The organism is Curvibacter sp. AEP1-3 (assembly GCF_002163715.1).
Classification (GTDB): Bacteria; Pseudomonadota; Gammaproteobacteria; order Burkholderiales; family Burkholderiaceae_C; genus Allorhodoferax.
Genome location: NZ_CP015698.1, coordinates 1,706,466 through 1,718,365 on the forward strand (window position 1 = coordinate 1,706,466; position 11,900 = coordinate 1,718,365).

The 11,900-nt window shown below is 49.4% G+C and carries 7 protein-coding genes and 1 pseudogene; 2 read left to right on the forward strand and 6 right to left on the reverse strand.

Translation table 11 applies throughout. The annotated features are described in order from the left end of the window. Positions 1 to 822 precede the first annotated feature (822 nt). Both AEP_RS08085 and AEP_RS08090 read right to left on the reverse strand, forming a co-directional pair. Positions 823 to 2,790, reverse strand: a complete 1,968-nt coding sequence (locus AEP_RS08085; protein WP_198301917.1) for a 3'-5' exonuclease — start codon at positions 2,788 to 2,790, stop codon at positions 823 to 825. A 1,153-nt stretch (positions 2,791 to 3,943) separates the two neighbouring features. Further along, complete coding sequence (locus AEP_RS08090) at positions 3,944 to 5,554, reverse strand: SDR family NAD(P)-dependent oxidoreductase (protein ID WP_087494908.1); 1,611 nt, start codon at positions 5,552 to 5,554, stop codon at positions 3,944 to 3,946. 434 nt (positions 5,555 to 5,988) lie between these two features. Here AEP_RS08090 and AEP_RS08095 point away from each other — a divergent pair. Then, a pseudogene (locus AEP_RS08095) lies at positions 5,989 to 7,090 on the forward strand (IS3 family transposase). A 258-nt stretch (positions 7,091 to 7,348) separates the two neighbouring features. Here AEP_RS08095 and AEP_RS08100 read toward each other — a convergent pair. Together AEP_RS08100 and AEP_RS21360 are read right to left on the reverse strand one after the other, a co-directional pair. Further along, the gene (locus tag AEP_RS08100) at positions 7,349 to 8,947 is read right to left on the reverse strand and encodes a type II toxin-antitoxin system HipA family toxin (protein WP_087494909.1); all 1,599 of its coding nucleotides are present in this window, start codon (positions 8,945 to 8,947) and stop codon (positions 7,349 to 7,351) included. Then, positions 8,934 to 9,215 carry a helix-turn-helix domain-containing protein gene (locus AEP_RS21360; protein WP_157673084.1) on the reverse strand — a complete coding sequence of 94 codons (282 nt, stop codon included), beginning with the start codon at positions 9,213 to 9,215 and terminating at the stop codon, positions 8,934 to 8,936. Before AEP_RS21360 ends, AEP_RS08100 begins: the two co-directional genes overlap by 14 nt. Before the next feature lie 445 nt (positions 9,216 to 9,660). On the opposite strand from AEP_RS21360, the gene AEP_RS08110 reads away from it, so the two are divergent. Further along, positions 9,661 to 10,596, forward strand: a complete 936-nt coding sequence (locus AEP_RS08110) for a hypothetical protein (protein WP_087494911.1) — start codon at positions 9,661 to 9,663, stop codon at positions 10,594 to 10,596. Positions 10,597 to 10,734: 138 nt separating this feature from the next. Here AEP_RS08110 and AEP_RS08115 read toward each other — a convergent pair whose 3' ends face one another. Both AEP_RS08115 and AEP_RS08120 read right to left on the reverse strand, forming a co-directional pair. Further along, positions 10,735 to 11,541, reverse strand: a complete 807-nt coding sequence (locus tag AEP_RS08115; RefSeq protein ID WP_087494912.1) for an IS3 family transposase — start codon at positions 11,539 to 11,541, stop codon at positions 10,735 to 10,737. A gap of 38 nt (positions 11,542 to 11,579) precedes the next feature. After that, positions 11,580 to 11,855, reverse strand: coding sequence for a transposase (locus AEP_RS08120; RefSeq protein WP_087494913.1), 276 nt, complete (start codon positions 11,853 to 11,855; stop codon positions 11,580 to 11,582). Between the last annotated feature and the right edge of the window lie 45 nt (positions 11,856 to 11,900).

Sequence of the window (11,900 nt, forward strand, 5' to 3'; positions counted from 1 at the left end):
AGCAGTTCACTGCCGCATAGGCAGCTCAGAAATTCGTCGCCAGTGCCGTATTCACCGCACTCAAGTTCACTGCCGCATAGGCAGCTCAGAAAATAACGAGTGCGCAGAGGGCACTCACAACTGAGTTCACTACCGCATAGGCAGCTCAGAAAGATACGCTTGATACTTGACTCTGGAAGCCCGTGTTCACCGCCGCATAGGCAGCTCAGAAAAGTAGGGCCAAGTCTTGCTTGCCCATTGTGGAGTTCACTGCCGGAAAGGCAGGTAAGAAAAAACACATTCAGGCCAGCCCACAATCGTCTTTGTTAAATTCCGCAAAGGCAGCTCAGAAAGTTGTGCTCGCACAGTGGCTTTGTCGATCGCGTTTATTGCCGTGCTCCTATTGAAATGAATACTTCTGTCAAATGAGTAAATACCCGACATGCAGATCCCGGCTCTGCATGTATTTCCGATACCAGCCCTTCAATGCGTTCCTGGTGGGGTAGCCAAGTTGCCGGATGGTCCCGTTGAGGCGCTCGCCAAGCTTGACGTACAGCTTTACCGCCCCAATTTGTTCTTCGTAGGAATAAATTAAACACCTAACGGAAGTCCAGAAATATGTCCGCACCACTCATGTACGGAAATTTCGAGTGGCATTAAAAAGCGGATCTACACCTAATGCGCAAGGACATCGACGGAGTTCAAAAGGCAAGGCGTCGGAAGCTCACTACCACAAAGGCAATACCGATGCTGAGGTTATATATTCACTCTCATCGATGATCGGATTACGCGAGCTGCCTTGGATGCCATTTTTCAGTTCGTGATTGATGGACTTGGGTACTGTCAGATACCCAACTGGCCAACAAATTCGCTTGGTTGGGTAGCACTGGTTATGACCGAAAGAACGGACCGAGCACGTGTCATCGCCACGTACATCATGTTGCGTTCGTCTGTAGGCGATTCGCAGTTACTTGCTGGAAACTCACCTTGAGCCAAAAATGGCAAGATCACGTGCTCAAACTCAAGACCTTTTACGGTAGCCACATCAGCTAGGTGTAGCCTAGACAATTTCGCGGCTCGTTGATATTCTTCTTCGTGTTTCTCATGCTTAATTTCCATTTGGTTGAGGTGATCGAAAAACGCTACCACATCGGAATAGCCCGATGCTGCGATCTTTAGCCCTTGCAGATGAGCTATCGCATCCACTCTGCGCTGCTTTTCCACCCACCTGTCATTTGCCCATACCGCCATTTCAAGTGCATTTAGCATCATGGGAAACATACTAGCCTCGCGGACCTCTTGAACGATCTTCAGAGATTTACTCAACCGTCTACGCACTGCTGCGGACGATCCACGAAAGATAGGGCCCTCAAGGAAAATCCGAATCGTGTCTGGATGAAGAGTCACTTCATTGATCGCTATCTCAAGGCGTTGGACAGGTGTCAAGTATTTATCGTCATCCTGACCGTAATCTAGTTCAACTTGGCAAAATGACACCAATGCTTCTACGATACGTTTGCGTGTCTGCACGCTGGTGATGGTATCGAACCGGTTAAGGCCAATGGCCAATAAAGCCCGTACAAGTAGGACCTCTGGGCGATGCAGATAGGTTTCAAATCCAGTCGTGGAATATGGCATCCCAGCCTCTAGTAAGGCGTTCTCTATGAGAATAGATTGGTGCGGTTGCCTTAAGAGAACGGCCAGTTCGCTCAAGGGCCTCTTTTCAGACTTCCAGGCCTTGGCTGCGGACACTACTTGGGTTGCACAATCTATGTCATCTTCATATGTGGTGTGGATAACTTGAGTCTCATGCTTCGCACCAGATGCATAGGGCTTGGTTGAAAAAAATCCAACGTGGGTCGCAAGCCCTTTGCCGAAGCGGAAACTCGCTGTCAAATTCATCACTTTTACTTGGCGCCCGGTAGTGTCCTCAAATAGTGCCTTGTCCATGTATTTTCGGTCTGCCCCAGCACTCGCGTGAATGACCTGATCAGAGTCACCAACCCCGCAAAAATAAGCGTCTGGAAAGCTTTCCACTATTCGTTTTGTAATCGTAAACATCGCCGCGTTGAGGTCGTGCATTTCGTCGACCAAAAGAGCCTTTACAGATAAGGGCCACTTGCCAATGAGTGACCGCCGGTCAGACATTGGATAGTTGGGATCACCAATAATTCTTGCCAGATCATAGGTGGCATCGTGGCCGAATCGGAATCTGGGCGGAAAGTCATCACCTTGCGGGAAACGTAGTTTTTCATATTTTCCGAGTAGGCGCAAAAGTGTGAAGTCCATCCCGATTTCCTCGGCGAAGTCCCACGTGATGTTTCGTTCTTCCCAAAATGCTGCTTCTCTTACCAACATACCCTTTGCCTTGGCGGCAAAACGCAGAAACATCTCAGAAAAGTCATTGTCACCATCAACTGGACTCCAAAACCTCTTGATGTCGTGCTCGCTGGACTGCTCGCGTAACTGCTCTAGAGCCTTCCATATATGCCCGTTTGTCTGCTCGGGCTCAGAGATGACTTGTGTGTCATCATCAAGACAGTGCACCGCAAACCTGTTGTAAGTCGTAACCCCCACTCGGGCCAACATATCTGATTGAATTCCTACTTTCACCATGGCGTCTCTCAATGCACGTCGGGCGGAATCTGTGTAGGTCAGCGCAAGAATGTTCTGAGGCGGATGTCCACGGGCCAACAGTTCTCCGATGCGCAATGCAAGAGTCGTGGTTTTGGCAGCCCCAGCGTTTGCTTTTACTAAAACTGAGCGATGAGCGGTGCTTTGAATACCGAGTTGCTCAATCGTCGCCATCATGCTCTTTGCCTTAAATTTATGGAGGCTGGTAGTTTGAAAATTCATTCTGAAGGTAAGTATTTGGTACTCGGCTGCACGCCAAGGCCCGTTGCACTTTCAATTGAGTGTCGCCTGTAGCCAAGCCGTTAGTAGAGTTTGGCTAACGTTTTTACAGAACGTTGTCGTGGTGCCGGTCAATTAACCTATCGCTTCTCGCAGAGCCGCGACATACTATTTGGCCTCGACATGTCGAGCGACTTCGAAGAATTCGTCTACGCGGACTAAAGTCTCCTTGGTCACTTAGTCTTAACTTAGGATGCCTTGCCAACTGAAACAGTAACCGCGCGGAATTCTTGGTACTACCGATCCACGCGATCTGCGAGATCCGCAGGCGTTAGGTCCACCTCTGCTGCCAGCTTTCACAGGATGCCGATGGTTGGCTGCATGGCCACCTATTCGATCACCATAATGAACTAGCGGTCGATATGCGCAACCTCAGATACGACTTCTTGTGTGAGCCCGAGTTTGCCTCGTCACTATTTCAGAGTGGTTCCGAAGGTTTGCAGAAACCACTGGGTTTTTACAGGCACAGGCGCTGGAGGTTGTCAGGACGCATAATCTGCTCGATTTCATATGTAAAGGTTGGAAAATGAGCAGAAACGTTTCAGACTCACGCATCGAGGTTTCGTTCCGTTTTAGCGCTAGTTTGCAGAATTCGAGGTGGCCTTTTATATTGTGACTTTTCGAAATTCCGCTCCAATTCTTTTAGCTTAAGTTTATTAACCGAAATCTGCAATGTGGTAAGTGCATTTGCCAATTCCTTCCGACAAATGTCGAATTCATTTCCCTCTCCGGAATAACTTCCTTCGCTTGTAGCGTATCGACCCCGCCACCTTAGTTATTGGTGTCAGCGTCTCATCCACCTGGTGATAACAATAAAGATCGACTAGATACATGTCCTGAAGACTCAAGAGGATGTAAGAAAATTTCATCATTCATTCCCAAACTCAAGTTGGGTACGCGATGAATAACGTCTTCAAAATTAATTTATTCAAAAATGAAAAACTGCATTCGTTCAGTACTAAAAAATGAATGCTAAAAAAATATACCAACGTCATTGAAAAGCATATGCAATGCTGTCATGCGTAGTCCTGCAAATTTATTCGAACAACTTTTAAGCTTGTTTCATGGACTTTATTAGTCCAAAATTTCGTAGTGCATTTATATCCAAGTTTTTTGGCGATAAACCAATACTATCAATCGTATTCAAATCAGCATCTGTGCCAAACCACTGGTTCCTACCGTTGTTTTTTGCAGCGTACATACACGAGTCTGCGATTGAGACAACTGTCTCCCATGAAGGCGTAAACGAATTAGCGGAAAGTGAGAGTGCAGCAAATCCAATAGAGCAGGTGCACTTCAAGTTAACTCCGTTCTCACCAATGAAAAGGTGATTCTCGACCGACAACCTTATTCGTTCGACTAAAGACTCAATGCTGTAGTTTTGAATATCTTTTGCGATAACCAAGAATTCTTCCCCGCCCCAACGAATGATTTTGTCCGTGGAGCGACACTGGCTTTGAAGAATTATTGAAAATTCCTTCAATACGTGGTCGCCAAATGAGTGGCCAAAATGATCATTGATACTCTTAAAGTGGTCGATGTCCATCAGAACTAGGTGAATTCCTTGTGGGGTTTCTTCACAATTTCGCATTGCGAGGGCAATTTCTTCTCGTATCGCAATGTCTGCATATCGACGATTCCATAGTCCGGTCAGAGGATCCGTCATGCTCGCTTCAAGCAACTTCTTGTTTGCAATTTCTAATTCGCGAGTTCGTTCGTTAATTCTATTTTCCAAACTTCTGTTAACTTGAATTAACTCGTTCATATCTCTTTCAAAATTGGGTATGCTTGAGTAATTGCCCGGTTGAGGCTGTTTGTTACTATAGTCATCTAATTCAATGATATTGTGTTGACTAAGCGGCAAAAATCCGTCGACAAACTGACCATGAAACTGGGGTGCATTACAGCAAAACCAAGCTAATGACGCCGCGGCATGAGCTACAGGAACCAGTCCTTCATAGCCTGGGTTGTTAGACATCATCTGTTTGATTTCGGGTTCGCTTACGCCAACTAGTTTTGAAAAGGAACTAATCATGTTGGCTATAGTTAAAGTATCGACTGCACCTGGCATGACCGAAAACACGGAAACTCCAGATTCCGCAGGAATTTCCTTCCCTAAAGAAATCATTAATGACCTTAGCGCCATTTTGCTGGAGCAGTAACTGCCCATAAATGGCATGCCCTCAAGTGATATAAGTGAAATGACTGTGCCAGCTCTCGCAGCCAGCATTTTGGGAACTATATTTTGCATCAACTGTAATGGTGCAACAAGATTGGCGGAATAGTCACTATTCCAATCTACGATCGATTTTTCTAAAGTCTTTCCAATTTGTATTTGCGCAGCATTGTTGATCAATATGTCAATGTTGCCAAACTTCTCATAGATATCATTAATGAGAAGTGATGTGGATAACTCGGATCGCAAATCAGTTCTAAAAAATACTGCAGAGCCTCCGCTATCCAATACTCGGTTTGCAACGGTTTTGCCTTCTTCCGATATGTCTGCGATCACTACAGTTATACCCAAATAGGCGAGGGCGTAAGCAGTGTGCTCTCCGATACCTCTTGCTGAGCCAGTGATTAACGCTGTTTTCCCGGACATGCTATGTCGTTGCATTCCAAGTTTGGCAAGTAAATCCTCATCTGCAAAAAGATTTTTCATGGCGGCATTTCCAGAGATTTTTTGACAAATTGATAGTTGTGACTTAACACTCTTAAGTATTTTTAATTAAATTTTACTTTTTGTTGGGCTTCAATTGTTTATTGCGGATCATTTGAGTCAAAAATGCGTCCATGGCTAAGTGATAGCTAAAGTCAAATTAGTGCACCGTTTTCCACCTGCGTTCCTCCTTGTTGATTAAGCTCAAATTGCGTTAAATTAATACATTTCTTCTTGAATTGAATTTGTTCTAATCTAATGAACAGAATTCTGGTTAGAAATTATTGGGAGGGTGGTTTATTGTTCTTGGAATAGAATATGCCTGAATCGCCCCGGAATATGTAGACACCTCAGAGTCTCAAACGTGAGGCCTAATAGGAGGTGATATGTGTCAGAAGAGATTTCCCGAAGAATTCAAGATCGAAGCGGTCACGTAGATCACGCAACGCGGCCATTCAGTGGCCGAGGTGTCCGCCAGATTGGGGGGCAGTCAGCACAGTCTGTACAGGTGGATTCAAGAGCAGCAATTGCCCCCCCCTGGGCAGCACAAAGAGCAGTTGCCCCAAACGGTGGAACTGCGCAGACTCAAGGCCGAACTCAAACGGGTGAGCGAGGAGCGCGACTTCTAAAAAAAAGCCGCCGCGTACTTTGCCAAGTTGTCCTGGTAAGGTACGCGTTTATTCAGCGTCACGAACGTGCCCATAGCGTGCGCAGGATGTGTGCGGTGATGTATGTACACCCCAGCGGCGGCTACGCATGGAGGCGTGAACCCATCGGTGAGAAGCGTAGAGATGACCATCGCGTGCTGGGGCTACTCAAGCAGGCTTGGCTGGAGAGCGGCTGCGTTTACGGCTACCGCAAACTCACACTGAATATTCGTGACCTAGGCGAGCAATGCGGCAAACACCGGGTTGCCCGGGTTTTGCCCTGCGAAGGTATCCGCTCACAAACAGGTTGCCGGCGCCGCTCAAGTGCACCCGGTGGCAAACCTGCTGTGGTTGCCCCCAAGCACCTGAACCGACAGTTCACCCCGGATCAACCTAATAGATCATGGGTCACGGACATCACCAATATCCGTACACATGAAGGCTGGCTGTACTTGGCCGTGGTGATTGATCTGTTCTCCAGACAGGTCATTGGCTGGTCCATGGACAGTCGAACAGATGCAGACTTGGTGCTCATGCACTCTTGATGGAGCTGTGGCGCAGACAGCCCCAGGAATCGGTACTGGTGCATTCAGATCAGGGGTGCCAGTTCACAGCACATGCTTGGCAAACCTTTTTGCGCGATCACAACTTAGTCAGTAGCATGAGTCGGCGAGGTGACTGCCATGACAACGCAGTGGCCGAGAGCTTCTTCCAGTTGCTCAAGCGCGAACGCGTTCGGCGTCAGATCTATCTGACCCAACAGAATGCGAGGGCCGATGTCTTCAATTACATTGAGATTTATTACAACTTCAAGCGTCGGCACAATACCGCTGACGACATCTCGCCCGTAGAGTTCGAGAAACGCTGTTTCCAACGGCTCGGAGGTGTCTAGTAAACACGGGGCAATTCAGTCTAATGGATGGGGCACAAAACACAAGATGGTGATGGTGGCGGCTACGCCTGAGGAGTTTGAGGCTCAGATCAGAACGCTAGAAATCTCCCAACTAAAAAAACTTGTTTCACCAGATGATGATTTTTTTGACTAAGAAATCGACTTACGGTGATGAGTTCGGTGACGCTGCAGATCGGTTCGCTGAGGTCTGCCGCAACATAGTCACCGCTCAGGATGCATGACGTCTCGGCAAGTTGATTAAGGTGCTCTTTGAGTATGCGAAGGTCTCGGATCTATTGGAGCCTGCGTAAGCTTGTTCGCCATGGCATCCACACGTTGCGCGAGATCGGCTTGCTGTGCTTCTGTCACGGCGCCTGGGCTATGAATGCGCAAGACGTCGTAGACGCTCTCGGCAGTTTGTCCCTTGCTGCCCATGCTTTCTGCGATCGTAGCGTCCTCCACCGCCTTCCAATCGATCGCAGTGTCTCCCGTCTGTTGCATGGCAGTCGACGCACATTGCCAGAGCGTGTACCTCGCGCCCGCCATGTGCGATAGCGTCGGCAGCGCATGCAAGCGGAGCTGGACCTGGTTCGCTGTGTTTTCCCCTGCTGTCGCCAAAAAAACAGTGCCACGCGTGCGGCTGGGCATCCCCTTCTCCCAGGCGGTGCCCATCTTGGCTATCAGTCCATCCGGAATTCGCGTGTCCATCTTGTACTCTTGCAGCGTCTCCAGCAGGGCCTGCGCAATGCGCTCTAGCACTTCCAGCGGCCGTGTCACACCACACACCTGAGTACCAAACTGGATCAGCTCATCAGGCAGCGGATAGGTCTTTGTCTTGCTCTGCTTACCGCGGAACAATTTGAGAGCCATTGTGTTGTCTTCCATGCTCGGACCGCCAGGGAAGCGTTCGTATTGGTAGATCGAAGTGGTTATCACATCGAACATGGGCGAGAGGTGGACGTCAGCCGCCGATGTGTATAGCACCCCAAAATTCTTGAGGTGACCATCACCATTGCGGACCATCGCAGAAAACGCCACCTGCGCAAAGAATTCCTCCAGGTCTGAGGCCGACAAGTTGATGGTGCGAAACACTTCGGCAATCATCTCGTAACTGCCGTGGTACTTCCGATCGGAAAGCTTGTCATGCACCTGCAGCCCCATCAGCGCAGCGACATCTTCAAATCCCAGCCTGGTACCGTCTTCGCGCAGATCAAAGCGGTCCAGAATCATCATGGACCCATCGTCGGATAGATCAAACGCCGGCACCGTGATCCCGGCCCTGTCTGCGGCGGTCATACACAAAAACTCGTTCGCGGCTAGCCCTGGATACACAGGAGATCCCGTTTTGACAATGAGATTGGGCACAGGCACCGTAGCTCTGTCGGGAACCATGATTTTTGGCTGCATGCCAGCAATTCCAGTACCGGTACCCAGGTAAGTACGCACCAGTTCATCGAACAGACCTTGGTCAGGGTGTGCACGCAAGAGTTGCTCGCGCGACACGGTCTGCATCTTGGTGGGCTGCTCTCCTTTTTGCAGAAAACCTAAACGACCAATACCATTGGTCCCTGCAAGCGCGAGCAGGTGCATCGGGGTCAACGCCTGCTTCGGAAACATTTCCCGAATGCGCTGAAACAGGTAACCTTCGGGAAGGTTCTGATCCATCACAGGAAACAGCGCAGAATCCTGGTACGACAGCGAGGTCCTTGGCATGAACAGACCCACAACAGGCTTGTTCGAGGCATCTTCGGCGTAGCTGAAGTTGTAGATGGAGTCTTTCACCAGATTCCCTGCGATGTCCTGGCCAACCAATACATCGAGCTGCTTGATTTTGTCTGGAAGCTCACGCGTCGTCATCAGCGTCCTCCTTGAACATAGAGCGCATCTGGTCCATTGTGGGAAGGCCAGCCGGCACGATCTGAATGGCATGGCCTGTGGCCCGCAGAAGATCAAGTAGTGCGCTCACAGAGACGTCTTTGCCGCCCTCCAGTCGGTATAGGATATCTCGGCTGCGGCCTGCCCGTTCCGCGATTTTGCTGGGTCGAAGGCCGGCCTCGCTACGCATTTTGTGAAACGCAGCGCCAAGCATTTGAGGCGTCTTTATTTTGTCCATAATAAAGGACATTATGGCAAGCAATCTAATATTTGTCCAGAATACAGTGCATTCCAATAAAATTTCTTAGGGTTGAGAGGTACGATCGAATAGAGGTTGTATCTCGACATCCCTCCGAGTTGGCAAGTTTGGCAAGCCAGTTGCCGCAGCCCCCACTGTCAAGATTCCATTGGCGCCAACAACACGGGAGCAGATTTGAAAAACATGCGCCATCTCGCCAAAAAGTTCAAGACCACTTGTGGATTTTGGAATGCCGCATGCTGACTTGACCCGCCCTGGTGTTCGAGCGTAGATAACGCCAAAGGCCTTAAATTAGGAGGCTGATAATGGGGGCAGGATGCGCCTGTGCGATGGTCAATTTACTCCATCACCTGCATCAATGAACAAATTTAAAAATCAGACGAATACAAAGCCGCTTTAGAAAACAATTTCTGTAAACTTGATAATAAGGGGACTTATGGCCGAAGCAGAAGGAAGTAAAAAAGAAGAAAAAACAGGCACCGGTAAATGGTGGGAGTTCTACTTCGTTCGCTACGCACTAGGAACCGTCTTTGGTGTATTGATAGTCAATTTTCTTGTACAGAATGGCGTTGCCATTCCATTCCCTGAAGGCAATGTCAACGAGATCACCAAGGGGGCGGGAGCCCCGCTACTGATCACATATGGATTGGCCTATGGGTATTTGGCAAGCGCGCCGATTCTACTCTTCCACGCAACCCGATTTGAGATGCCTAGAACAGGTTTCCGGGGAAGCACGATGTGGCTTACCTTAACATCTGCAGTGCTCGCTACGGGTTGGGGGCTCTACGCGCGAGACAGCGGAAGAAAGCCAGCAGAGGGATTGTTTTTAGTTGCCACGGTAACGATATTCATGCTGATATTTTTCACGCTCAGCCAAGTTCGCGCGCTCGTGACTGGGTTTAAAAAAACTCCGGAAATGTGGGACTACTATTTGAAGCTCGATAGGAATAGACGGATCAAAGAAAACAAAGAGTTAGTTGATTCTTATCGCCACCTTCGGGAACATGGGAATGCGTTCTTTGTCGTGCTTCTCGAAATACTTCTAGGCTTAGGGCTATACATTTCAGGAAAGATTAGCCTCATCCCCCCGGGATTGATAAAAGCCTGTGAAATATCGGGCTCTCAATGTGAGCCGACATCTTCGACGGCGATCATCCAAACGTTGGTATTGGTACTGATTTGGATCATCCCAGGTGCAGCCGTGTGGGCCATAGGCTGTCATCTCGAGTACGAGTTTGCGCATGACACGACTATTGGGAAGTCTGACCAATTGTCACCATCATCTACGCCTACGCAATCACCTTCTTCGGTCACAGAAACGGTTAATACCTTGAAGAAAGGAAGCCAGCGGAGAGTTACTCCGGGTAGCTGACTCCCGTCCCAAAAGCTACTGCAGCAGTTCGGGCACCCACGATGGAATTGCCGGCACCGGCGGGTTAGCTCCCCCGGTTTTTCGCATGGACTCGCTGTATTGACCCAGCGGTATCTGCACAGGCTAGGCTGCTAAAGCCTAAACCTCAGCAGGGGTACGCATACCAAGGGCCTGGTGAGGCCGCTGGTTGTTATAAAAACCAATCCAGTCACCAATAAGTCGACTGACATGTTGCAGGCTTTCAAATCGATGGCGGTGCACGTATTGATCCTTCAGCGTGCGTATCACCCGTTCCACCATTCCGTTTTGCTCTGGCGTGTACGGCGTGATGAATTCCTGGCGCAGACCGTAGCTTTTGACCAATGCTGTGTAGCTGCGGCTGGTAAAAACCAAGCCGTTGTCTGAGCGAAGCAGGAACGGCGCTGGCACCTTGCCCAGGCACCCATAGCGTGTGATCAAGGCCTGTTCTAGTGCTGATTCTGCTGTCTTGAATTTGCCGCTTCGGCTCAGGTGCCAGCCCAGCAGTTCACGCGTATGGCAGTCAATCACCAACGCCAGGCTGGTCCAACCGTCTCGACCAGCCCATACCCGACAGAGGTCGGTCGCCCAACGTTCATTAAGTACTTTGGCTACCGATGGCACCGCCTGGATGCGCGGTCTGAAACCCACTGGGCGCTTGCGAACCTGCCAGCCCTTGCATTGGAATACCCGCTGTACCGTGTTCTTGTTCATGCCGAGAAGATGTGCCACGGTGCGATAACCGAATGATGGGTTCTCTTCGATCATGGCTTTGATAGGCGTGACAAACCGGTCTTGCAGCTTTGGCTCCATCTTAGTTGGCGTGTAACAAACGGTGGGTCTAGGGACTTCAAACCAGCGGCACAGCTTGACTAGGCTGACTTCAATGCCATCTTCTTTCAATTGCTGTTGCAGCCCCAGGATCATTTCTCGTCCTCTAGCCCCAGCATGGAGTTGAGCTTTTTTCAGGCACGCAGCTCCAACATGGCTTCGCCGTAGGCCTCCTGCAAATCCTTGATCTGACGCTCATACTGCGCTTTGATTTCCAGAGGCTTGGTACGCAAGGCGTTCTCCATCCCGCACTTGGCTTCGTCCACCCATTCCACGATTTCCGAGGGTGCTATGTCAAAGCTTCGGCTGGCCTCTGCGACCGTGGTCTTGCCTTGAATAATTTCCATGACCAAGGCAGCTTTGCGCTTGGCTGTCCAGCGTTTGATGTCTTCTTCCATCCTCGTGCTCATCTGTGTTTCCTTTAAAGAGAACACCTGAGCAGAAATTCACTGGGT

Excerpts from the sequence above, each read along its gene's own strand:
- AEP_RS08085 (WP_198301917.1), bottom strand. The coding sequence starts at position 2,790 with ATGATGGCGACGATTGAGCAACTCGGTATTCAAAGCACCGCTCATCGC.
- AEP_RS08090 (WP_087494908.1), bottom strand. The coding sequence starts at position 5,554 with ATGAAAAATCTTTTTGCAGATGAGGATTTACTTGCCAAACTTGGAATG.
- AEP_RS08100 (WP_087494909.1), bottom strand. The coding sequence starts at position 8,947 with ATGACGACGCGTGAGCTTCCAGACAAAATCAAGCAGCTCGATGTATTG.
- AEP_RS21360 (WP_157673084.1), bottom strand. The coding sequence starts at position 9,215 with ATGTCCTTTATTATGGACAAAATAAAGACGCCTCAAATGCTTGGCGCT.
- AEP_RS08110 (WP_087494911.1), top strand. The coding sequence starts at position 9,661 with ATGGCCGAAGCAGAAGGAAGTAAAAAAGAAGAAAAAACAGGCACCGGT.
- AEP_RS08115 (WP_087494912.1), bottom strand. The coding sequence starts at position 11,541 with ATGATCCTGGGGCTGCAACAGCAATTGAAAGAAGATGGCATTGAAGTC.
- AEP_RS08120 (WP_087494913.1), bottom strand. The coding sequence starts at position 11,855 with ATGAGCACGAGGATGGAAGAAGACATCAAACGCTGGACAGCCAAGCGC.